This window comes from Lysinibacillus sp. G01H (assembly GCF_028872195.1).
Lineage (GTDB): Bacteria > Bacillota > Bacilli > Bacillales_A > Planococcaceae > Lysinibacillus > Lysinibacillus capsici.
In genome coordinates this window covers 3623383-3646729 of sequence record NZ_CP118397.1, presented here as the reverse complement: position 1 = coordinate 3646729, position 23347 = coordinate 3623383, and the positions used below count along the sequence as shown (strand labels likewise).

Annotated in this window: 20 protein-coding genes and 1 riboswitch; of the genes, 19 read left to right on the top strand and 1 reads right to left on the bottom strand. The window is 36.3% G+C overall.

From position 1 onward, the window contains the following. Positions 1 to 10: 10 nt before the first annotated feature. The 13 genes from PSR12_RS18595 (at position 11) to PSR12_RS18535 (ending at position 14266) form a co-directional block, all read left to right on the top strand. Positions 11 to 1795 (top strand): acyl-CoA dehydrogenase family protein, encoded by a 1785-nt coding sequence (locus PSR12_RS18595; protein WP_221681259.1) that lies wholly within the window; start codon positions 11 to 13, stop codon positions 1793 to 1795. 188 nt (positions 1796 to 1983) lie between these two features. Beyond that, the gene (locus PSR12_RS18590; protein WP_004228225.1) at positions 1984 to 2340 is read left to right on the top strand and encodes an arsenate reductase family protein; all 357 of its coding nucleotides are present in this window, start codon (positions 1984 to 1986) and stop codon (positions 2338 to 2340) included. Positions 2341 to 2421: 81 nt separating this feature from the next. After that, positions 2422 to 2802, top strand: coding sequence for a glycine cleavage system protein GcvH (gene gcvH / locus PSR12_RS18585; RefSeq protein ID WP_004228227.1), 381 nt, complete (start codon positions 2422 to 2424; stop codon positions 2800 to 2802). A gap of 91 nt (positions 2803 to 2893) precedes the next feature. Then, positions 2894 to 3235 carry a toprim domain-containing protein gene (locus PSR12_RS18580; RefSeq protein WP_004228229.1) on the top strand — a complete coding sequence of 114 codons (342 nt, stop codon included), beginning with the start codon at positions 2894 to 2896 and terminating at the stop codon, positions 3233 to 3235. A 14-nt stretch (positions 3236 to 3249) separates the two neighbouring features. Next, positions 3250 to 3561, top strand: a complete 312-nt coding sequence (locus PSR12_RS18575) for a thioredoxin family protein (protein ID WP_221681260.1) — start codon at positions 3250 to 3252, stop codon at positions 3559 to 3561. A 56-nt stretch (positions 3562 to 3617) separates the two neighbouring features. Next, positions 3618 to 3721: riboswitch (SAM riboswitch) on the top strand. Positions 3722 to 3803: 82 nt separating this feature from the next. Next, positions 3804 to 4832, top strand: coding sequence for a methionine ABC transporter ATP-binding protein (locus tag PSR12_RS18570; RefSeq protein WP_004228232.1), 1029 nt, complete (start codon positions 3804 to 3806; stop codon positions 4830 to 4832). Beyond that, complete coding sequence (locus PSR12_RS18565) at positions 4822 to 5490, top strand: methionine ABC transporter permease (protein WP_004228234.1); 669 nt, start codon at positions 4822 to 4824, stop codon at positions 5488 to 5490. Before PSR12_RS18570 ends, PSR12_RS18565 begins: the two co-directional genes overlap by 11 nt. Positions 5491 to 5558: 68 nt before the next feature. Next, the gene (locus PSR12_RS18560; RefSeq protein WP_274770070.1) at positions 5559 to 6410 is read left to right on the top strand and encodes a MetQ/NlpA family ABC transporter substrate-binding protein; all 852 of its coding nucleotides are present in this window, start codon (positions 5559 to 5561) and stop codon (positions 6408 to 6410) included. 398 nt (positions 6411 to 6808) lie between these two features. Continuing rightward, on the top strand, positions 6809 to 8134 hold the full coding sequence (locus PSR12_RS18555; protein WP_274770069.1) for a nucleotide sugar dehydrogenase: 1326 nt from the start codon (positions 6809 to 6811) through the stop codon (positions 8132 to 8134). Between the two features lie 16 nt (positions 8135 to 8150). Continuing rightward, positions 8151 to 9581 (top strand): polysaccharide deacetylase family protein, encoded by a 1431-nt coding sequence (locus PSR12_RS18550; RefSeq protein WP_274770068.1) that lies wholly within the window; start codon positions 8151 to 8153, stop codon positions 9579 to 9581. Continuing rightward, positions 9581 to 11449: a glycosyltransferase family 2 protein gene (locus tag PSR12_RS18545; protein ID WP_221681262.1), complete on the top strand. Its 1869-nt coding sequence runs from the start codon at positions 9581 to 9583 to the stop codon at positions 11447 to 11449. Before PSR12_RS18550 ends, PSR12_RS18545 begins: the two co-directional genes overlap by 1 nt. Continuing rightward, entirely contained in the window at positions 11446 to 13197 is a 1752-nt protein-coding gene (locus PSR12_RS18540; protein WP_221681263.1) for a polysaccharide deacetylase family protein, read from the top strand. Before PSR12_RS18545 ends, PSR12_RS18540 begins: the two co-directional genes overlap by 4 nt. Positions 13198 to 13219: 22 nt before the next feature. Beyond that, positions 13220 to 14266 (top strand): glycosyl hydrolase family 18 protein, encoded by a 1047-nt coding sequence (locus PSR12_RS18535; protein WP_274770067.1) that lies wholly within the window; start codon positions 13220 to 13222, stop codon positions 14264 to 14266. Positions 14267 to 14302: 36 nt separating this feature from the next. Here the strand turns inward: PSR12_RS18535 and PSR12_RS18530 are convergent, their stop codons facing one another. Continuing rightward, positions 14303 to 15205 (bottom strand): glutamate biosynthesis transcriptional regulator GltC, encoded by a 903-nt coding sequence (locus PSR12_RS18530; protein WP_004228242.1) that lies wholly within the window; start codon positions 15203 to 15205, stop codon positions 14303 to 14305. A 155-nt stretch (positions 15206 to 15360) separates the two neighbouring features. Between PSR12_RS18530 and PSR12_RS18525 the strand changes: the two genes are divergently transcribed. The 6 genes from PSR12_RS18525 to sufU all read left to right on the top strand — a co-directional run bounded on the left by PSR12_RS18525 (position 15361) and on the right by sufU (position 23269). Further along, positions 15361 to 18306, top strand: a complete 2946-nt coding sequence (locus PSR12_RS18525) for a histidine kinase (RefSeq protein ID WP_274770066.1) — start codon at positions 15361 to 15363, stop codon at positions 18304 to 18306. After that, positions 18278 to 19042, top strand: coding sequence for a response regulator (locus PSR12_RS18520; RefSeq protein ID WP_221681266.1), 765 nt, complete (start codon positions 18278 to 18280; stop codon positions 19040 to 19042). The genes PSR12_RS18525 and PSR12_RS18520 overlap by 29 nt, the downstream gene beginning before the upstream one ends. A 477-nt stretch (positions 19043 to 19519) precedes the next feature. Then, a complete protein-coding gene (sufC, locus tag PSR12_RS18515; RefSeq protein ID WP_004228249.1) occupies positions 19520 to 20299 on the top strand; it encodes a Fe-S cluster assembly ATPase SufC in 780 nt (259 codons plus the stop codon). An 18-nt stretch (positions 20300 to 20317) separates the two neighbouring features. Then, the gene (gene sufD, locus PSR12_RS18510; RefSeq protein WP_221681267.1) at positions 20318 to 21625 is read left to right on the top strand and encodes a Fe-S cluster assembly protein SufD; all 1308 of its coding nucleotides are present in this window, start codon (positions 20318 to 20320) and stop codon (positions 21623 to 21625) included. Continuing rightward, on the top strand, positions 21625 to 22854 hold the full coding sequence (locus PSR12_RS18505; protein WP_048394396.1) for a cysteine desulfurase: 1230 nt from the start codon (positions 21625 to 21627) through the stop codon (positions 22852 to 22854). Before sufD ends, PSR12_RS18505 begins: the two co-directional genes overlap by 1 nt. Further along, entirely contained in the window at positions 22844 to 23269 is a 426-nt protein-coding gene (gene sufU, locus PSR12_RS18500) for a Fe-S cluster assembly sulfur transfer protein SufU (protein WP_221681269.1), read from the top strand. The genes PSR12_RS18505 and sufU overlap by 11 nt, the downstream gene beginning before the upstream one ends. Positions 23270 to 23347 lie beyond the last annotated feature (78 nt).

The window sequence follows — 23347 nt, the reverse complement described above, 5'->3', positions numbered from 1 at the left end:
GGAATTAATCATGACTGAAAAAACAACTGATTTCATTAAAGGCGGCGGATTTCTTATTGAAGATGTGGAATTAGATCGTGTATTTACACCGGAAGATTTCACTGACGAACATAAAATGATTGCTAAAACAACAGAGGAATACGTTACAAATGAAGTTTTACCAGTAATGGAAAATTTAGAGCACCATGAATTTGAACATTCAGTGCGTCTCCTAAAAAGTGCAGGCGAATTAGGCTTACTTGGAGCAGATGTGCCTGAAGAATACGAAGGGCTTGGATTAGACAAAGTTTCTTCCGCTTTAATCGCTGAAAAAATGTCTGTTGCAGGTGGTTTCTCTATCACACATGGTGCTCATGTTGGAATTGGGTCATTACCAATTGTTCTATTCGGTAATGAAGATCAAAAGAAAAAATATTTACCTAAGCTTGCTTCAGGTGAATTAATCGCTGCCTATGCATTAACAGAGCCAGGTTCAGGTTCAGATGCTCTAGGTGCAAAAACGACTGCAAAATTAAATGAAGCTGGCACACATTATATTTTAAATGGTGAAAAACAATGGATTACGAATGCAGGCTTTGCTGATGTATTTGTGGTCTACGCAAAAATTGATGGCGATAAATTCTCTGCCTTTATCGTAGAACGTGCCTACAATGGTGTTTCAGTTGGTCCTGAAGAAAAGAAAATGGGGATTAAATCATCATCAACTCGTACATTAGTATTGGAAGATGCGGAAGTACCTGTAGAAAATCTATTAGGCGAAATTGGGCGTGGGCATATCATTGCGTTCAATATTTTAAACATTGGTCGTTATAAACTAGGCGTGGGCACAATTGGCGGATCGAAACGTGCATTGGAGTTAGCTATTCAGTATACAAACCAACGTCAGCAGTTTAAGACAAAGCTTTCTGATTTCAATCTGACAAAAGAAAAATTATCAACAATGGCTTCTCAATTGTATGCTTCTGAATCATTAAACTATCGTACTGTTGGACTATTTGAGGATCGCTTAAGCCAGTTAAGCCTGGAAGAGCAAAAGCAAGGAAAAGTAATTGCAGGTGCGATCGCCGAATATGCGATTGAATGTTCTATTGCCAAAGTATTCGGTTCAGAAACATTAGACTATATTGCTGACGAAGCTGTCCAACTTCATGGCGGTTATGGCTTTATGGCTGAGTATGAGGTAGAGCGTATTTACCGTGATTCTCGTATTAATCGAATTTTTGAAGGAACAAACGAAATTAACCGCATGATTGTACCTGGTACATTTATGAAAAAGGCGCTAAAAGGTGAGCTGCCATTATTACAAGTGGCTCAAAATTTACAGCAAGAGCTGCTTATGCTAATGCCAGAGGAAATCGGTACAGAGCCGTTAGCACAAGAAAAATATTTAGTGAAAAATGCCAAGAAAATTGCTGTCTTAGCTGCAGGCTTAGCAGCCCAACGCTTTGGTGCAAAGCTTGATCAAGAGCAAGAAGTATTGGTAAACATTGCGAATATAGCTAACCAATTATTTGCAATGGAATCAGCTGTCTTACGTACAGAAAAGGCAATTGCTTGTGACGGTGTTGAAAAAGCACATCAAAAATTGCTATACACACAAATTTTCTGCCAGGAAGCATTCGCAGAAATCGAAAAGGAAGCAAAAGACACAATTCTTGCTTCAGCAGATGGCGATGCAGCCCGTATGACATTATCTGCACTGCGTAAGCTAACGCGTAATAATCCATACAATCTAATTGTGAAGAAGCGTGAGGCTTCAGTTAAATTAATTGATGCTGAAAAATATATTGTTTAAAGCGCACACCTAACCTAGCTATCTGCAAAAGATAGCTAGGTTTTTTTATATAAGAAAAATGACTAATATCGTAAGAGGACGGATAAAAATGCAAAACTAGTGGATAAACTTACAAAAAAGAGTGAAGTTCACCATTGAAAACAACTATGATGGTATACTACAGAAAAAGACAGAAGAGGAGCATTGTAATGACGATTCAATTTTTCCATTATCCGAAATGTACAACATGTAAAAAGGCACAGAAGTGGTTAAATGAGCATGAGGTTTCCTATGAAGAGGTACATATCGCAGAGCAACCTCCCACTAAAGAAGAATTAACAGCTATTTGGCAGGCTAGCGGACAGCCTTTGAAGAAATTTTTTAATACCTCAGGTATGAAATATCGTGAGCTTGGCTTAAAGGACAAGTTAGCCGAAATGACGGAGGATGAGCAGCTTGAGTTATTAGCTTCAGATGGTATGTTAATTAAACGTCCCATCGTCACAGATGGAAAAAAAGTTACTTTAGGTTTTAAAGAAGTAGATTTTGAGCAAGCTTGGAAATAACCGTATTAAACCTTGTATTTAGAGGAGAAGTATGGCACACTGAAAGTGAATATATTACATATTTATGGAGGGGTTTTTTGCATGAGCACACCTAAAGACTTACGATACTCTGAAGAACATGAATGGGTAAAAGTAGAAGATGGAAAAGTACGTATTGGTATTACTCACTTCGCACAATCTGAATTAGGAGATATCGTATTCGTTGAGCTTCCACAAGTTGGCGACGAAATCAAAACAGATGATCCATTCGGTAGCGTAGAATCAGTAAAAACTGTTTCTGAATTATATGCACCAATCTCAGGTACTGTAGTGGAAGTAAATGCAGATTTAGAAGATAGCCCAGAATTCGTTAATGAATCACCATATGAAAAAGCATGGATGATCGTTGTTGAGCCTGCTGATGCATCAGAAGTTGAGAAACTAATGACAGCAGAGCAATACGAAGAAATGATCGCTGAATAAGACAAGCCATAATCGAAAAACGTCGGCAACTACCGGCGTTTTTTGTTATATAATGACTTATAAGTGGGGATCTCTAAATGGAGGTGGCGTAATGTTCGAGGGAAAATGCTTGATAGTAGAAGGGCGTTCAGATAAGCTACAAATTGAGCCTATTTTGAATGAGAATGTTACAATACTATGTACGAATGGTACAATTGGTGTGCATCAACTAGAAGAACTACTGGATCCCTATGAGGGCTGTGAGCTATTTACTTTTTTTGATGCAGATACTTCTGGGGATAAGCTACGTGCATTAATGGACAGACATTATCCAGAAGCTGAGCATCTGCGCACAATGCCAACATACAAGGAAGTAGAAACGACACCAAGAAAAGTCCTAGCGATGATTTTACTGCGTGCACATTTTTCAATCCATAATGAATATATTTTGTAAGGTTGCGTGAGTAAATGGAAGAATGGTCAACAGAGCAGTGGGAAACGGCTAAACAGTCGGGAGAGAAAACTGCATTTTATTTATATACTCCGATGTGTGGAACATGTGCAGTGGCATCTAAAATGATGTCCGTTATTGAACAATTACTGCCACAGCTACAAATTGGTAAAGCAAATATCAACTTTTTGGAACACATTGCCTATGAGCATCAAATTGAAAGTGTTCCCTGTCTACTCATCAGTGATGGCGGAAAAGTGACAGAAAAAATTTATGCCTTTCAATCCGTACCATTTTTATATGAATTGTTAAAAAAATCAATTGACTGAACTTTACTAGCGTGGTAAAGTATCAAATATATTACTAAAACATTAAATATATCGAACTCTTATGAAGAGTGGCGGAGGGAAGTGCCCTATGAAGCCCGGCAACCATCACAATGTGAAAAGGTGCCAAATCACTCAAAGATTTTTCTTTGAAAGATGAGAGAACGGTTTAACGTATCATACGTGACCCCTTCTACTTGTCTGTGAGTGAAGGGGTTTTCTATATGAGAAAAGGAGTATTCGCTATGATCCAGCTTCAAAATATTACAAAGAAATACAAAACAGCAAATGGCGAATTAACGGCAGTCAAAGACGTCAACCTTACTATTAATAAAGGTGAAATTTTTGGCATTATCGGCTATAGTGGTGCTGGTAAAAGTACCATGATTCGTTTATTAAACGGTTTAGAGAAACCGACAGCAGGAACAGTAACGGTGAACAATCAAGAATTTTCATCGATAAAAGGGCAAAAGCTTAGAGCGGCTAGACAAAAGGTAAGTATGATTTTCCAGCATTTCAATTTACTTTGGTCGAGAACAGTTGCCGAAAATATTGCATTCCCTTTAGAAATCGCAGGCTTCCCAAAGGCTCAACGTGAAGCACGTGTGAAGGAATTGATTGCCCTTGTAGGCTTAGAAGGGCGCGATAAGGCCTATCCATCCCAGCTTTCTGGTGGACAAAAGCAGCGTGTAGGAATTGCACGTGCATTAGCGAATAATCCAGAGGTTTTACTATGTGATGAGGCGACTTCCGCACTCGATCCTGAAACAACGGATGCTATTCTTGATTTACTCGTAGATATAAATGAACGCTTAGGCTTAACAATCGTCCTGATTACCCACGAAATGCATGTCATTCGCAAAATTTGTCATCGTGTAGCGGTGATGGAGGCAGGCGAAATTGTGGAACGTGGTGAGGTATTGCAAGTCTTCCAAGCCCCACAGGCAGCTATTACTAAGAAGTTTGTATCTCAAATTACAGACACTAAGGAAACACAAGATACGGTAGCACAAATTAAAACAAACTATCCAACTGGACAACTTGTCAAACTTATTTTTGTTGGTGAAAAAACAGAACAGCCTGTCATCTCACATCTTGTGAAACAATTTGATGTAGAAGTAAGTATTGTTCACGGAAATATTTCGCAAACAAAAAATGGTGCATATGGTACATTGATTGTGCAAATTGATGGCTCTCAGACAAACGTCACTGAAGCCCTTCGTTATTTAAATACAGTGGAAGTACAGACGGAGGTGATTGAAAATGCTAACTAATCTCTTTCCGAATGTAGACTGGGAAAATATGTGGCAAGCTACGTATGAAACATTATACATGACAGCTATATCAACGGTTGTGACATTTATTCTTGGGTTAGTCATTGGTATTGTTCTATTTTTAACTAGTCCCAATCAGTTATGGGCAAATAAAATCGTTAACTTTTTAACAGGATCACTCGTAAATATTTTCCGTTCCATTCCATTTATCGTATTAATTATTTTATTAATTCCATTTACGAAGTTTTTACTAGGTACAATTCGAGGAGCTAATGCGGCGTTACCTGCATTAATTATCGGTGCAGCACCGTTTTATGCTCGTATGGTATTAATTGCGTTACGTGAAATTGATAAAGGTGTGATTGAAGCAGCTCGTTCAATGGGGGCGAAAACTTCTACAATTATTTGGAAAGTATTGGTTCCTGAATCATTGCCAGCCTTGATTTCTGGTATCACTGTAACGGCTGTTGCTCTTGTAGGTTATACTGCGATGGCAGGAATTATTGGTGCAGGGGGTCTTGGTAACTTAGCTTTCTTAGACGGCTTCCAGCGAAATCGCCAAGATGTGACATTAATGGCAACTATTTTGATCTTAGTAGTCGTATTTATTATTCAATGGATTGGTGATTTAATTACCGAGAAAATTGATAAACGCTAGCAAGTAAAAGAGGTTATTTCGGTTCTTACCGCTAACATATTTTAAACAAATAAAAGGGAGTGTCATAAATGAAAAAGTTATTAGCAGGATTATTTTTATCAATACTTGTACTAGCATTAGCAGCTTGCGGTACAGATAAAAAAGAAGATGAAAAATCAGCATCAGGTGATCAAACAGATAGCAAAGAAAACGTAACATTAAAAGTAGGTGCTTCTAATACACCACACGCAGTCATTTTAGACAAAGCAAAACCGATCTTAGCTAAAGAAGGCATAGACCTTGAAATTGAAACGTATACAGATTATGTTCTACCAAACCAAAATTTAGAGTCAAAAGATATTGATGCCAACTATTTCCAGCACATTCCTTATTTAGAGCTACAAATTAAAGACAATGGCTATGATTTCGTCAATGCAGGTGGCGTTCACATTGAACCAATTGGTATTTACTCAAAAAAATATAAAACGTTAGAAGACCTGCCTGAAGGCGCAACAATCTTACTTTCTAACTCAGTATCTGACCATGGTCGTATGCTGTCATTATTAGAGGCTAAAGGCTTAATCAAATTAAAAGAAGGCATTGATAAAACAGCAGCAGAATTAAAGGATATTGAAGAAAATCCTAAAAACTTTAAATTCGATGCAAATACTGCACCAGAGATGCTTGTACAAATGTACGAAAATGATGAAGGCGATGCAGTACTTATCAATTCTAACTTTGCCATCGATAACGGTTTAAACCCAATTGAAGATGCTATTTCTCTTGAAGATAAAGAATCTCCATATATTAACATCATCGCTGTACGTGCAGGTGATGAAACAAAACCTGAAATTAAAAAATTATTAGAAGTATTAACATCTAAAGAAATCCAAGACTTCATTTTAGAAGAGTGGAAAGGAGCAGTAGTACCAGTTAAATAATATTCGAAAGGTATGTGAGTCATATAACTCACATACCTTTTTTATAAATCCCTTAAGTATTAGTCATACTTAAGGGATTTTTTGCATTTATTAATTATTTAGCCTAAAATAGAAGTTTTGAAATTATTGATAAATATAATGTGATTTATTGCACTATTATTGTCTAAATTTGATGAAAATAGGTATTTTATAACGTTTTTCAAAATGTTTAGAAATTGTTTAGTTTCAATTAGTACTATATAAACGTTAACAAATTGTTGAATGTTTTTGATTAATCGTTTTTCACTGAAAAATCATGCAGTGGTAATTAGCAGTGAAAGGAGTTTGTTTAAAGCTAAATTCTTTAACGTTAAATCTGTTAGAAGTTGAATATTGTTTAGATAGAGGAGTAAATTTTTATGAAAATAAAAACGCAATCATTAAGCTCAGTGCTATCAAAGAAAATTAAATCTAAAACTGCGACTATTGGGGTTATTGGACTTGGTTATGTGGGGTTACCATTTGCTGTTGAGATTGCGCAAAGTGGTTTTCGTGTTATAGGTTTTGATAAAAATCAAGATAAAATCAGACTGTTACAGGCAGGTGATAGTTATATAGCTGATTTATCTAAAGAAAATATACGGCAAATCATTAAAAATAAACAATTTGAAGTCACTAATGATTTTGCTAAACTTTCGCATGTTGACGTAGTAGTAATTTGTGTACCAACACCTACAACAATAGATGGAACGCCTAATATTTCATTTATAGAAGAGGCAACGTATAGCATTGGAAGAAATATTAAGTCTGGTGCACTCGTTATTCTTGAAAGTACAACTTACCCTGGGACAACAGAAGATATTGTTCAGCCCATTTTTCAAAAAAATGGTTTTGTTATAGGTCATGATTTGTTTTTAGCTTATTCACCAGAACGTATAGATCCAGGCAATAATAGGTTTTCCGTTTCGAATACGCCGAAAGTGGTTGGGGGTATAACAGCAGCATGTCTAGAAGTATCAAAGGTTTTTTATGAAACAGTCATTCATACCACTATATATACTGTGACGAGTCCGAGAGTAGCTGAAATGGAGAAATTACTGGAAAATACATTTCGGCAAATCAATATTGCCCTTGTCAATGAGTTAAGTCAAATTTGTTATAAAATGGATATTGATGTTTGGGAGGTTATTGAAGCAGCTACTACAAAGCCATATGGTTTTATGCCGTTTAAACCCGGACCTGGAGTTGGGGGACATTGTATCCCCGTAGATCCTAAATATTTATTATGGGCTGGGCAACAGCATGGCATCTCTGCAACATTGATTGAGGCTGCAGATAAAGTCAATGAATCAATGCCGAACTTTGTTGTGAATAGATTAGAAATTTACTTACGTAAACTAAATAAAGAACTATGTAAGGCCAGTATCGTTGTCATTGGTGTTACCTATAAGCCTAATATAAATGATCCACGTGAATCTCCAGCACTTCGTGTTATCCAACAGCTATTAGATAGTCAGTGTGAACTAAAGATTATCGATCCGTTTATTCAAACATTCTCTGTACAACAATCCCTTTTAAACACAGTTCCATTAACGGCAGAAATAATCCGACAGGCAGATGCCGTATTAATTTTAACGAATCATGCAAATATTGATTACTCTTTAATTGATCAACAGGCTTCCTTAATTTTTGATACACGTAATACCAATTTTGCTTTCGAAAATAAAAATTATCACAAGTTATAAGGGGAATTCATTGGAAATGAAACTACTTAAAATCTGTAGTCTGCTTATTTTATTGATTCTAACGGGATGTCACTCCGCTACCGAAGAAACGATTCATCCTGTTGATTCATCTATTAAAATCAAAAAATCTGATGGGTCAATGAGTGATTTAATTAGTCATGCCAATATTGTCGTATCGAAAGTTGCCTTAACATTTAATGGCTTTGCAGATAACGAAACAATGGAGCAATTACTAAGAAAATTAGATGAATCGAATATGAAAGCGACTTTTTTCTTGGAGGGCATGCGTGTTGCTCAGGAGCCAGAGCTTGTGAAGGATATCTTAAAGAGGGGTCATGAGGTACAAAACGGTACATTGACGTTTCCAAATGTAGCGACGTTAGATTATGACCAGACGTATGAAGAAATTTTTTTAACTAATCAAATTTTTGAAGAGCATTTAGGCTATACACCGAAATATGTGCGAAGTCGCTCAGGTGATGTAACTGACAATATGCGTTTAGTAGCAGCCACACTAGATATGAAGGCTGTTATTGGATTATCTATTAATCCACTTGATAGAAAAATGCAAAGTGCTCAAGAGCTGATTGACTATATCAGCCAATATATTGATAGGGGCTCTATCATCCATCTCAACACATACATTAATCCTGCCATTATTGATACCATTCCCTTATTAGCGCAATTAGCTAAAGAACGTGAGTACACGATTACTACGTTAAGCGATGTGTTAGACGAACGATATTTAACAAAGTCTGTAGAAGAAATAAAAGGGTATGACGCTGTTAGCCCCAATTTAAACTATGAGCATGCCAAGCCAAATATATATTATCGAAAAGAGACCTCCAAAAAAGAAATAGCTATTACTTTTGATGATTGGGCTCATGAAAAGCGCGTAAAAGAAGTACTGGACGTTTTACGAAAATATAATATCAAAAGTACATTTTTCTTAATTGGTAGTGGAGTCGAGAAAAATCCACAGTTAGCAAAAATGATTGTAGAGGAAGGTCATGAGGTAGCAAGTCACTCCTATTATCATTTAGATGTTACGAAAATGACACCTGAAGAATTGCAGGATGATTTAGTGAAGGCTCATCGAGCGCTGACCTATGCTTTACAAGAGCCACCGCTTTTATATTTCAGACCAGCGCAAGGCATAATGGATGAGCGAACAGCCAAAATTATTACTGCTGCGGGGATAAAAACCATTGCAATGTACGATATTGCTTCTTTTGATTGGAATTTAGATTTTAAAGCACAGGACATTTATGAACGAGTAATCGAAAGGGCTGCACCAGGGAAAGTCATTGTCATGCATATTTTAGATGGAACGAATACAGTAGAAGCATTACCACTAATTATTGAAAAACTACAACAAGATGGCTATAGCTTTAGTAAAATGTCGACTTGGATTGAGGAAGATATAAGTAGGGATGTGAATGAGTGATGACAACGAAAAAAGAGATTTTAACGACACCACGCTCTGACCGCCGAATTCTATCAAATATTCCCGATCCTGAAAATGTACGAAACCTAGTGGATCGACGTGGAGCATCCTACCAGAAAGAGGAGATTGATCCTACAGATGTGAACGAAGTTTATCGTCTCCAACGAATGAGTTTACGCTATGAAACAAATTTTGAAGTTCAGCTTAAAAGACCTAGACGTCCAGTGAGTTCAAATAAATATTATGCAGAGGATATTTCAGTAACGGGTATCCTTGTTTACTCCCATCAGCCCCAACAGTTATTAATCGATGAAATACTAACAATGGGATTCACAATACCAGGAGGGGCAATGCCAGAGGGCTATGAGTCCAAAGTCAAGTTAAAGGCTCGGGTTGTACGTTATTTTACGAAAGAAGTAGATGAACAAATCCGTTATTACATTGCTTGTGAATTTTTGCATCCATTAAATGAATATATGATAAAAAACCGTTGGGGCGTTTCTATTTTTGTAGCTAGTTTGTTTTTCTTGATTGTGTCCCTTTGTGTCATATTAATGAGAGCAGAAAGTTTGATTTATTTCAGATTTAATAAATTTTTATATCTTTATAGTATTATTGCCGCAACGTTTCTGTTAAGTAGATATATGTTTGGTATTCTCTATAAAAATGTACCAATTAATCCGAAGTTTGAACCAGGTGTATCCATTATTATCCCTGTGTTTAACGAAGAGGAATGGATTCATCGCACGGTATCAAGTTGTATCAATCAGTATTATCCAGTGGATAAGTTAGAAGTAATCGTTGTTGATGATTGTTCAACAGATCGCACAGAAGAAAAGGCAAAGGATATGATTAACCTTATACATGGTGAGGGTGAACGTTTTAGGACGAATGATCGCTTAAAGTTTTTTAAGCTCCCACAGAACGGAGGAAAACGTGAAGCCTTAGTTGCAGGGGTTCATCAAGCAAAACATGAATTAGTTGTGTTTGTGGATTCAGATAGTTTTTTAGAGCCACATGCCATCCGCAATTTAGTTCAGCCTTTCCAAGATCCTAAAATGGGCGGTGTGGCTGGTCGAACGGAGGTTGAAAATAAATTTACCAACTCGCTTACAAAATTACAAGCAGTCCGTTATTATATAGCTTTTCGAATTATGAAAGCAGCTGAATCATGGTTTGATACGGTTACTTGTTTATCGGGGCCATTAGCCTGCTATCGGAAAGAGCTTATTTTAAAAAATGAAACAGCCTGGCTCAATCAAAAGTTTCTTGGTCAGCCAGCTACATTTGGAGATGACCGCAGTATGACCAATTATATCTTAAAAACACATCGAACAGGCTATCAGGATAATGCAATTTGTTCTACGATTGTTCCTTCTGATACGAAAGTTTTTTTATCACAACAAATGAGATGGAAACGTTCTTGGCTTCGAGAATCATTACGTGCATTTTTATTTATGTGGAAAAAAGAACCTTTTATGTTTCTTTTCTTTATCATTGGTTTAATTGTGCCAATCGCTGCCCCGATTATTGTTGTATATAACTTAATTTATGTACCATTGATCTATGGCATTTTTCCAACAACGTTTCTACTAGGCTTACTATTAATGGCTATGTTAATGAGTTTGGCACATTTATTCTTTAGAAAGAGCACACTGTGGGGGTTTGGTTTTATCTTTGTTCTATACTATGAATTTATTTTGCTCTGGCAGATGCCAGTAGCATGGGTTACTTTTTGGAAATCTACATGGGGAACAAGAGAAACACCTCAAGACGTTTTAGAGAAAGAAAAGAAAATGGAGAAACAGAAATTACGAAGATCCCTATTTCAGTTATTTAAAAAAAGAAAAATGGGTGAGAAGGAATGAAAGGAAAAAGCATAGAACTTCAGCCAGCTAAAAAAAATCGTTGGAAAATCATTCGTTCGATCGTACAATTCATCATTGTGTTTTTCTTAGCTGTGATATTAATAAAAGCTATATTTTTGACAGAGAAGCGAACTGCTGAAGCAGTGCCATTAAACAATAAAGACGGGTTTATAGCCCTTTCTTATTTCGGGGTAAGTAGAAATGATTCTCCTAAATATGTATCAAAAAAGAATTTGGAAGAACAATTAACATTATTGAAAAAGCAAGGTTTTCAAACAATTACACAAAAGGATATATTAGATTTCTATAAAAAAGACAAACCATTGCCTAAAAAAGCATTGTATTTATCATTTGAGGATGGTCGCACAGATTCTAGTATTTTTGCTCAAAATATTATAGAAAAATTAAATTATAAGGCGACAATGTTTACGTATGCCAATAAAATGGCTACGAGGGATAGTAAATTCTTAAAGCCTAAAGATTTAAAGTTGATGAAAAGAAGCGGATATTGGGAATTAGGATCTAATGGGTATAGATTAACCTATATTAATGTTTTTAACGATAAAGGACAATCACTTGGTGTTATCGATGAAAATGATGTACCTAATAAAACAACGATAGAATACTACAACCATTATTTAATGGACTTTATTCGGAATCCATATATGATTCCAAGTGAAACACGACAAGAGATGGAAGAACGCATTAAGAAGGATTACACGTTGATGGAGGATATTTATCAACAAGAGTTTGGCGAAGTGCCAAAAGCTTATGCGATTATGCATGCTAATTCCCTTTATAACAATATGGACCTGTTAGTCCAAAAAATGAATGACAAGGAAATTAAAGACAAGTTTCGCCTGCATTTTAATTTAGAGAGGAGTGCCTATAATGATCGAGAGGCAGATCTTTATAACTTAAATCGCTTACAAGTATCACCGTATTGGTCAACCAATCATGTCATGATGAAAATTTTTCAAACTAGTAAACAAAACATTGAATTTAAGATAGGCGATCCTCAAATAGCACAAAATTGGCATGTGGTAAATGGAGCAGCTGAATTTGAAAATAATGAAATTACCTTAACCTCTCCTCCATCTAGTGAAGGCAGAATTCTCTTAAAGGATGCTTTAGCCGAAAGCTTTCAAGCACACTTTACTTTTAAAGGAAATGTTGTAGGTCAGCAAGCTTTCTACACCAATTACGATGAAAAAACAAACAGCTATTTACGAATTGCATTAGTAGATAATGAGATTGTAGTAAGTGAAAAATTACCAGAGGCAGGTATTGTTGAGAAGGAGCGCTTTCAGTTAAATAAAATAAAATGGAATGAAGAGGAATATGCATTTAACAAAGCGACCGTTTACACCTATCGTGATACTCAAAAGGGTTCTCGCATTGACGACAAAGAGTACCCAAGAAACCTAGCGAAAAAAAGAGTATTTCACATTAACGTCAATCAGGATAAAATAGAAATAAATGTAGATAATGTATTATCCGAGACCGTTCAAATAAATCCAGCATTACAAGGGTCACAGATTGGGTTTGGTGCGTTATACAGTAAAAAGGATACTTCACATGAACAGTATGCAGATGATATTTACGATACATTCGTAGAGGATATTTTGATTACAGATAGTAAAAAGCAAATCATTTATACAAACCAATATACGAATTTTGAGAAGGTAAAGAAAAAAACTATAGCTATGATAAACGATGTAGTGGATTTCTTTATTGAAACCTTCTAAACTGAGGTGAAATTTAATTCAAGTGAAGAATTTTGTATTGTTTATCTGTATAGCGCTCCTATTTATTACGGCTTGTAGTCCTAGTAAAGAACCATCAGCTGTAGCAAAAATTGATGAAAAAAATAAAGAGAAGCTTCGTTTGTCTATCTGGTTACCTGAATGGCAAAATTATTTTGCTATGGAGGATTTGAAAAATTCTCAAAAAGGACTACACGATATAAGGGTTTTCGGTGCTTATTTTAATAGTAATGATGAATTGCTTTTAACAGAAAATGCAATTGATATGTTGCAACAAACACAGCAGCAATTTACTAAATCACATCATGTAATCCTAACGCTTATTAATGATTATGTTACAGATAACGCTCCATCAGTTCAAAAGGATAGTAAGCTTTTGCACAGACTGGTCTATGATTCTGCTGCTAGAAAAAGGCATATCAGCAATATTTTAGAGGTAGTAGAACAGTACCAATTGGCTGGGATTGAAATTGATTATGAAAAGGTAGCACAAGAAGACCTAAAAAAATATACCATCTTTTTAAAAGAGCTGTACCAAGCGCTTTCCAAAAAGAATAAGACATTACATGTCGTCCTAGAGCCAAGCTTTCCATTTGATGTGAAATTACCTGATGGACCTATCTATACTGTAATGGCCTATAATGTTCATGGCTATCATAGTGGACCAGGTGCAAAAGCCACTTTTTCTTTTCTTAATGATTTAGTGAAAAAAATCAAGAAGTCAAATCAAGATTTAGCCATTGCCTTTGCTACAGGTGGTTTTGAATGGGTAGCAGAAGATAAAACGTTTGCTTTAACGGAACTGGAGGCTGAGCAAATATTAGCTGATACGAAAGCAGAAAAGAGACGTGATAAGGCAAGTGGTGCGGTTTATTTTACGTATATAGATGATAGCGGAATCAGCCATGAAGTTTGGTATGCTGATCAAGTAACGCTTGAAAAATGGGTGAACTATGTACAGAGGAGAAACTATCATGACGTGGTGTTATGGCGTGCAGGAGGCTTAGGCGCAAAAACATTACAATGGATTGGTGAGCATTCAACTAAATAATGTGAAGTCAAAAAAAATCGCCAAAAAGGCGATTTTTTATTGGAATTGAGAAAGACGAGAAAAGAAGTTTTTCACAAAGTCTAAAAATATAGCTTCTGAAGGTGCGATTTCTCGATTAACTGGTGAAATAATACCAACTGTTCTAGGTATTGTTGGAGATTCGATAGGGACCTTAATGGTAAAGCGAGCTGCTGAATCATAAAGAGAGCTCTCTGGTAATAGACTAACACCTATGCCAGCTGCGACTAAGCCCTTTAGTGCATCCAAATCTTCTCCCTCTGAAATGACATTTGGTAAAAAGCCTGCAGCTCGACAAGCATCCATTGCTACCTTATGCAAAATGTAACCATCTGGAAATAATACAAATAGATCATTTCTCAACTCTGCAAGCTGTATGCTTTCTCTTTTAGCTAATGGATGATTGGCTGGTAAAAGAGCAGCAATATTTTCAGTAAACAGAATGGTTGATTGGATGGATTCGTCCTTCGGGGGCAGGGGTCCCAAAAAGGCGAGGTTCAACTCCCGATTTTTGACTGCATCAATCAAAAATCGATAAGACCCTTGACGTAGTTGAAATTGTAAATCAGGATATTCGCGTTTAAAGGCAGAAATAACGGTTGGCAGAACATAGCTAGCTAAACTTGTTGGAAAGCCGATTTTAATTGAGCCCTTTGCAGGATCAAGATATTCTTCTATTTGCTTTGCTGCAAAATCGATGGCCTTTAATGCCGTAATGGTATGTTCAAGAAATGTCTTCCCTATTGGTGTTAATTTGACATTTCGTCCCACTCGTTCAAATAACGGGGTGCCTAACTCATCTTCAAGATTTGCGATTTGCCGACTAATGGCAGATTGGGCTACATGAAGATGCTCAGCTGCCTCTGAAATATGCTCACGTTCAGCAACCTCTACAAAATAGCGTAATTGACGTAACTCCACTAACATTTCACCTCTATTAATCTAAAAATAAGATTGATTATACCTTAATTATATATTATTTAAGATGAAAAATGACTGTTCATGTCAAAATAAAAATTATAAGCTGTTAGATATTTGAGAGTTTGCTATTGTAAGATGAGGAGGAGGTGGGATTCATGATAAAAAAAAGTTTAAGTTGGTTATTTATTTTAGTAGCCATCACGATGCTAACTTATTTAATTTTTAACGATCAAGATACAAGCAATACTAAGTTACAGGCAGTGGATGGTCAATTAGATTTATCGGAAATAACAAAAGAGGAAGAGATTGTAGCATTGTCTGGAGAATGGCGTTTTATAGGCAATAAATTTCTTGAACCTGCTAATTTTCCTGATCATGCTCCCATTGAAAAGGTTCCTGGACCATGGCAGGCCGATGCAGAGTATGGTACTTATCAACTTAAAATTAAGCTACCACCTCATTTCAAAAAAATAGGTATTCGGGTACGAAATATTTGGTCATCTCATCGACTTTTTATAAATAATGAGATCGCTGCCTCCTATGGTAAACTTGCTACTGCTCGAGAAGCATCAGAACCAAGTAATCCTGTTTATGAAGTGTATTTTTCACCTTCTTCTGATTCGGTGATCCTAACAATACAAGTTGCAGATTTTTATAATGCAAGGCATGGCATTATATTTCCTATAGATATTGGAGATGCGGATGCTCTAGCAAAAGATGTCATTCAAGATGTGTACTTAGAAAAAACAACGATTATCATGTTATTAATATTTTCAATCTTTCATTTTAGTTTGTATTTATTAAGAATAAGAGACAAAGCGTTTTTTTATAGTGCAATGTATTTTTTTACGTTGGCAATTTTGGTATGTACAAGAGGCGAACGAACTCTTTATAGAGAGTTTCCTACTATAGAATTTGAATTTTATTTTCGTTTGCAAGATTTTATAACATATATAAATGCAGTGATGCTATTCCTGTTCTTTGCCTATACGGTAACAGCTATGATGAAGCGTAGGACAGCTTTATTATTTGTGTCACCACTACTATTATATGGTGTTGGAACACTGCTTTTACCAGCAAGATCCTTATCAGAGCTACAATATATATTTTTTACCTATATAAATTTCCTAGCATTTTTTATAATAGGACGATTATTGTATTTGATCATGACGAAAAGTGCTCATGTTCCGAAAAATGAACTGATAATATTAAGTGCCACAATTATATCTCTATTAATTTTTAGCATAAGTGGAACCTTTGATCAGCTTTTTTTCTCTGGACGAAATGTTTTTAATCGTATTGGTCTGCTATTCTTTGTAGTATGTATGAATATTTATTTGGCAATGCGACTAATTAATCGAACAAGAGACGCTGAATTATATAGTCAACGTCTAGAAAAGGCGACAATCGGTAAGGATTCCTTTTTAGAAGTGACAACAAATGAATTAGAACAACCTCTTTATCATGCATTAAATATAATAAAATCCTTATCAAATCAATCTATGACGGATAAGCAACAACTACTAGAACAACAATTAGAACGCTTATTATATCTAGTAAATGACTTAAAAGATTTTACTAGAATAAGATTTCAGGATTTCAAAATAGATGTACATCCTGTTAATATACAAATGATTATTCAGCATGTTCTAACTATGCACGAAAAGAAAATAAAAAAAACGCATATTCGTTTATACAAGCACATGAATCCGAAATTATTAGTTCAAGCTGATGAGCAGCGTGTAGGACAAATCTTATACAGGGTACTTGAAACAGCTATTGCTCACGCTGGGAATGGGGATGTGATCCTAACTGTTTTACATCTTGATGCAGACGTTAGGCTCTTGGTAGAAGGAGCTGGCCCTGAGCCTATACAGCAAAAAGCAGCAGATGAGACAGGACAGTCGATAGGGAAAGCCATCATTGAGCAGATGGGTGGTACATATTCGAAAGATTTATTACAAAATGGCATTCGATTTATCATCACCTTGCCATTTGGGGGCTACGAGCAAGTGCTAAAAGACAATGAGAAGTTTATCATTACGAATGATCAGCCACTGTTCAATGAAAATTTGCCAAGATTACTCATAGTTGAGGATGATGTCATTCATGCAGAGGTTTTACAAACATTACTACAAGGCCAATATGCGATAGAGGTAGTGCATTGTCCAGAGGAGGCACTCAGCATTATTCAGCAAAAAAGACCTGATTTTTTATTAATAGATGAAGTGATGCCTGGAATGGGGGGCATTGCCCTAACCAAATATATACGTCAGTATTATAGCTATATAGATTTACCGATTATTATGTTAGTAGCCAATGAATATCCAACGAATATTTCACTTATCCTGGAATCAGGGGCCAATGATTATATCCGTAAGCCAGCTACAAAAGAAATGTTACTTTCACGTTTATCGGCTATAGCATTAACGAAAGAGGCTATGGGCAAAGCGATACAGCATGAAATGGCTTTTCTACAGGCACAAATCAATCCTCATTTTTTATACAATGCACTCAGCAGTATTATTTCGTTTTGTTATACAGACGGGGAGCGAGCAGGGCATTTATTAACGATGCTTTCTACCTATTTACGTTATATATTAGAATCAGGCAAGGATGGACAACGCGCAACGTTAGAGAAAGAGCTTGAAATTATACGTGCCTATGTAGAGATTGAACAAGCACGCTTTGGTGATAAGTTAACGGTTATTTTGACAGTAGAAGAGACATTAGATGCTGCCAAGATAGAAATTCCAAGTTTACTGATACAGCCTTTAGTCGAAAATGCAATTCGTCATGGGATTTTTGAAAAGGATGGAAATGGGACAGTCTTTATTGAAATTAAAAGGCAGCAAAATAATCTTAGCATTCAAGTGAGAGATGATGGCGTTGGTATGACTGAGGAACAGGTAAAAGCTTTAAACAATGGAGAAAATATATTTTCAAATGGCATCGGATTTACTAATGTTCTACGTCGAGTAAAAGAAATGCCGAGTGCTACTCTTTCTATTACTTCTAAAAAAGATGAAGGTACAACAATGATATTTATACAACCTTTAAAGGAGCTTCAACATGTGGAAAATTATTATGGTAGAGGATGAACAGCCAATTTTAGATTTGCACAAGCTATTACTTGAAAAAGAGGGACTTTTTCAAGTTATTGCCACCTTTACATCACCTTTAGAAGCAATAACTCAAATTTTGTCCATTAAGGGTGAATATGATGCGCTAATTTTAGATATAGAAATGCCTAAGATGAATGGATTAGAGCTTGCGGCTATTTTAGTAGAAGAAGGCATTGATGTCCCTATTATTTTTTCAACAGCCTATGCAAAATATGCTGTTGATGCTTTTCGAGTACAAGCATTAGATTATGTATTAAAGCCCATGACACCAAGTATTGTACTACAAGTAAATGAAAGACTTACAAAATATTATGGGCGTCAAACACAGCGAAACACTACGAAGTTGGTAGTTAGTTTAAAAGGTGAGGTTGGAACAAGGATACATGACAAAGCTATTAAATGGCGAACAAAGGTTATGGAGGAGCTATTTTATTATTTATTAGTCCATGAAGGAATCGTAGTATCGAAGTATCGTATTTTAGATGATATTTGGCCTAATATAGATGAGAAAAAAGCGTTAGCTAATCTTTATAATACGATTTACCGTCTACGTCAGCTTTTTATAGAGCTAGGTTTACCTATTCAAATAGAACGCGTGAATGAGGGCTATGAGCTGAAGACAAATGATGCAATTGTTATCACTTCTACCTCAGAGTCAGATGCTTTTTTACTGGAATCAAAAGGATATTTATGGGCATATCATCTAAATTAATGGAGAAATGGCAGAAATGTTGGATACAATCTACGTTTCTGTCTTTTCATTTACCTAAATTTACTTTTTTGAGGATACAATCCATTAATTTTTATAGCAAAATTTCTTTCTTCCAATATGAACTTAAATTGATTCCATCTTAATGAAATAGGTTATAGTATAGATATGTTGTTTATGCTAATTTGTCACAAAACCGCTACAATTAGCACTTTTCTCGAGGTTTTCACTATGTAGCTAGATGAAATCAATTCTCAATTAGGGATATTTTATTGAAAATGAAGAAAGTCTATTCTCATTGTTTAGGTGAAGTAGTAATAATCTGAAAATGCTTACAAAGTCTTTATTTTTAAAGATTTTATTTAAGGAATGGGAAAGTAATTGAAATGGTTTGCATAGAGAACGATTTTCAGTTAAGATTAGAATGATGATAATTAAGGAATGGTTGACCCATTCACTGAACACTATGGAGGTATTTTCATGTCAACTTTAGTTATTAAAGATCTTCACGTTGCTATCGACGGAAAAGAGATTTTAAAAGGCGTAAATCTTACAATTAATACAAACGAAATTCACGCAATTATGGGACCAAACGGAACTGGTAAATCAACACTAGCTTCTGCTATTATGGGTCATCCAAAATATGAAGTAACTTCAGGTACTGTTGAGCTTGATGGCGAAGATGTGCTTGAGATGGAAGTAGACGAGCGTGCTCAAGCTGGTTTATTCCTAGCTATGCAATATCCTTCTGAAATTGCTGGTGTTACAAATGCTGATTTCCTACGTTCAGCAATTAACGCGCGTCGTGAAGAAGGCGATGAAATTTCATTAATGAAATTTATCCGCGAATTAGATAAAAACATGGAATTCCTTGAAATGAACGAAGATATGGCACAACGTTATTTAAATGAAGGTTTCTCTGGCGGTGAGAAAAAACGTAATGAAATTCTTCAATTAATGATGATTAAACCAACGATCGCTATTTTAGACGAAATTGACTCTGGTCTTGATATTGATGCTCTTAAAGTAGTATCTAAAGGAATCAACGCAATGCGCGGTGAAGGCTTTGGCTGCTTAATGATTACACACTATCAACGTCTTCTTAACTACATTACACCAGACCATGTACACGTAATGATGCAAGGACGTGTTGTGAAATCAGGTGGTGCAGAGCTTGCACAACGCTTAGAAGCAGAAGGTTATGACTGGATTAAAAAAGAATTAGGAATCGAAGAAGAAACAGAAGAACAAGAAGCATAAGAAGGAGGACGAACTAGCATGACAGTGGAACTTAACTTGCCTGTAACAGTACAGGACGTGCGCTCGTTCTCAGAAGCAAATGGTGAACCTACTTGGTTTACAGAACTTCGCGCGGCAGCACTAGACAAAGTAACTGGTTTAGATTTGCCAAAACCAGATAGAACGAATATTACAAAATGGGATTTCATGAACTTCCCGGCGTTGGCAGTTCATAGTGAGGCATTCCCTTCATTGGATGCTCTACCTGAAGAAGCAAAAGGTTTAATTGACCTTGAAGCACAAGAAAACCTATATATTCAACGTAATAATACACCAGCATATATTAAGGCATCACAAGAACTTGCTGATAAAGGTGTTATTTTTACTGATATTTTCACCGCAGTTCGTGAACATGGCGAACTTGTACAAAAATACTTTATGACAGAAGCTGTTAAAGTAGATGAGCATAAGTTAACAGCACTTCATACAGCACTTGTTAATGGTGGAGTGTTTGTATACGTACCAAAAAACGTGATCATTGAGCAACCACTTCAAGTTGTTTTCCTTAATGACAATGCGGAAGCTTCGTTATATAACCATGTTTTAGTAGTAGCAGAAGCGAATTCAGCAGTAACATATGTGGAAACTTATGTTTCAACAGTTGAAGAGGCAAAAGGGCAAGCAAATATTATTGCGGAAGTCGTTGTTCAAGATAATGCACAGGTGACATATGGTGCAGTAGATGTCCTTGCAAAAGGCTTTACGACTTATGTAAATCGTCGTGCACGTTTAGCACGTGACGCAAAAGTAGATTGGGCTCTTGGTTTAATGAATGACTCAGATACAATCTCAGAAAATATTACTCATCTAATTGGTGACGGTTCTCATGCAGATACAAAAACAGTAGTTGTTGGTCGTGGAGAACAAAAACTTAACTTCACTACAGAGGTTCGTCACTGGGGTAAAAACTCAAACGGGCATATCTTAAAACATGGTGTCATGAAAGATGCAGCTCAATCTATCTTTAATGGTATTGGCTATATCGAGCATGGTGCAACAAAAGCAGATGCACAGCAAGAATCACGTGTATTAATGCTGTCAGAAAAAGCTCGTGGGGATGCAAACCCAATTTTATTAATTGACGAAGATGATGTAACAGCAGGACACGCAGCATCTGTTGGTCGAGTAGATCCATTACAGCTTTACTATTTAATGAGCCGTGGTATCTCGAAAACAGAAGCAGAGCGCCTTGTTATCCATGGATTCCTTGCGCCAGTTGTTACGCAATTACCAATTGAAGGCGTTCAAAAGCAACTGACGGAGGTTATTGAAAGGAAAGTTCGCTAATGATGAATAAAGACATTAAAAGCTATTTCCCAATTTTAAATCAGGATGTAAATGGTCATAGACTTGTATATCTTGATAGTGCAGCGACGTCTCAGAAGCCTGTTCAAGTGATTGAAGCCATTAAAGCTTATTATGAATTTGATAATTCCAATGTTCACCGTGGGGTGCATACACTAGGAAACCGTGCAACAGATAAATATGAAGGTGCTCGTGAAAAGGTTCGTAAGTTTATTAATGCACAATCAACACAGGAAATTATTTTTACGCGTGGTACAACAACCGCTTTAAATACAGTTGCGACAAGTTATGGACGTGCAAATGTTGTCGAGGGTGATGAAATTGTCATTACTCATATGGAGCATCATTCCAATATTATTCCTTGGCAACAATTAGCCAAAGAAAAAAATGCAACTTTAAAATACATTGAGCTTGAAGCAGACGGCACTCTTAGCCTAGAGAAAGTACGTGCGACAGTCACACCTAAAACAAAAATTGTTTCGGTGTCTATGGCATCAAACGTACTTGGAACAATAAATCCAATTAAAGAAATTGCTCAAATTGCACATGCTAATGGTGCTGTCATGGTAGCCGATGGTGCACAAGCTGCGCCACATATGAAAATTGATGTGCAAGATTTGGATGTAGATTTCTTAGGTTTCTCAGGGCATAAAATGTGCGGACCAACTGGAATAGGTGTACTATATGGTAAAAAGGAACACCTTGAAAAGATGGAGCCAATTGAGTTTGGTGGCGAAATGATTGATTTTGTTGGGCTTTATGAGTCAACGTGGAAGGAATTACCGTGGAAATTTGAAGGTGGAACGCCTATTATTGCAGGTGCAATAGGTTTAGGAGCCGCTATAGATTTCTTAACTGATATCGGGTTAGATAACATTCTAGAGCATGAGCATAAGCTTGCAGGCTACGCAATGGATCAACTTGAAACAATTGACGGTTTGAAAATTTTCGGCCCACGTGACCCTATGAAGCGTTGTGGATTAGTAACATTTAATCTAGATGATGTACATCCACATGATGTGGCAACGGTGCTTGACATGAACGGTATTGCTGTTCGTGCAGGACATCATTGTGCACAGCCACTAATGAAATGTCTTCAGCAAGTAGCGACAGCGCGTGCAAGCTTCTATCTGTACAATACAGAGGAGGATATTGACCGTTTAGTTGCAGGGTTACGTTCTGCGAAGGAGTATTTTGGCGATGTCTTTTAATAATTTAGATCAACTATATCGTTCAGTCATTATGGATCACTATAAGAATCCTCGTAATAAAGGATCTTTAGAAGAGAATGCTGTAACGATCGATATGAACAATCCGACTTGTGGCGACCGTATTCACTTAACATTGAAAGTGACAGACGGTGTTGTAGAGGATGCAAAATTTGATGGTGAAGGCTGTTCTATTTCTATGTCCTCTGCATCAATGATGACACAGCTCATCAAAGGAAAGAAAGTAGAAGAAGCTATTGAGCTTTCTGATATTTTTTCTAAAATGATGATGGGTGAAGAGTACAGTGATAAATATGACCTTGAGGATGTTGAGGCACTGCAAGGTGTTTCACAATTCCCAGCACGAATTAAATGTGCAACATTGGCTTGGAAAGCAATGGAAAAAGGTGTGAAATAAATCTTACTTCCTTGTTCTTGAGTGAAAGCTACTATGGCTTCACTCAAAGCAAGGGATGATTACCTAGAAAAATACATC

What these genes read in the sequence shown, in the direction of transcription:
- PSR12_RS18560 (WP_274770070.1), top strand. Translation starts at nt 5,559, where the DNA reads ATGAAAAAGTTATTAGCAGGATTATTTTTATCAATACTTGTACTAGCA.
- PSR12_RS18580 (WP_004228229.1), top strand. Translation starts at nt 2,894, where the DNA reads ATGTTCGAGGGAAAATGCTTGATAGTAGAAGGGCGTTCAGATAAGCTA.
- PSR12_RS18505 (WP_048394396.1), top strand. Translation starts at nt 21,625, where the DNA reads ATGATGAATAAAGACATTAAAAGCTATTTCCCAATTTTAAATCAGGAT.
- gcvH (WP_004228227.1), top strand. Translation starts at nt 2,422, where the DNA reads ATGAGCACACCTAAAGACTTACGATACTCTGAAGAACATGAATGGGTA.
- PSR12_RS18550 (WP_274770068.1), top strand. Translation starts at nt 8,151, where the DNA reads ATGAAACTACTTAAAATCTGTAGTCTGCTTATTTTATTGATTCTAACG.
- PSR12_RS18525 (WP_274770066.1), top strand. Translation starts at nt 15,361, where the DNA reads ATGATAAAAAAAAGTTTAAGTTGGTTATTTATTTTAGTAGCCATCACG.
- PSR12_RS18570 (WP_004228232.1), top strand. Translation starts at nt 3,804, where the DNA reads ATGATCCAGCTTCAAAATATTACAAAGAAATACAAAACAGCAAATGGC.
- PSR12_RS18590 (WP_004228225.1), top strand. Translation starts at nt 1,984, where the DNA reads ATGACGATTCAATTTTTCCATTATCCGAAATGTACAACATGTAAAAAG.
- PSR12_RS18555 (WP_274770069.1), top strand. Translation starts at nt 6,809, where the DNA reads ATGAAAATAAAAACGCAATCATTAAGCTCAGTGCTATCAAAGAAAATT.
- PSR12_RS18540 (WP_221681263.1), top strand. Translation starts at nt 11,446, where the DNA reads ATGAAAGGAAAAAGCATAGAACTTCAGCCAGCTAAAAAAAATCGTTGG.
- sufU (WP_221681269.1), top strand. Translation starts at nt 22,844, where the DNA reads ATGTCTTTTAATAATTTAGATCAACTATATCGTTCAGTCATTATGGAT.
- sufC (WP_004228249.1), top strand. Translation starts at nt 19,520, where the DNA reads ATGTCAACTTTAGTTATTAAAGATCTTCACGTTGCTATCGACGGAAAA.
- sufD (WP_221681267.1), top strand. Translation starts at nt 20,318, where the DNA reads ATGACAGTGGAACTTAACTTGCCTGTAACAGTACAGGACGTGCGCTCG.
- PSR12_RS18565 (WP_004228234.1), top strand. Translation starts at nt 4,822, where the DNA reads ATGCTAACTAATCTCTTTCCGAATGTAGACTGGGAAAATATGTGGCAA.
- PSR12_RS18595 (WP_221681259.1), top strand. Translation starts at nt 11, where the DNA reads ATGACTGAAAAAACAACTGATTTCATTAAAGGCGGCGGATTTCTTATT.
- PSR12_RS18545 (WP_221681262.1), top strand. Translation starts at nt 9,581, where the DNA reads ATGACAACGAAAAAAGAGATTTTAACGACACCACGCTCTGACCGCCGA.
- PSR12_RS18520 (WP_221681266.1), top strand. Translation starts at nt 18,278, where the DNA reads ATGTGGAAAATTATTATGGTAGAGGATGAACAGCCAATTTTAGATTTG.
- PSR12_RS18575 (WP_221681260.1), top strand. Translation starts at nt 3,250, where the DNA reads ATGGAAGAATGGTCAACAGAGCAGTGGGAAACGGCTAAACAGTCGGGA.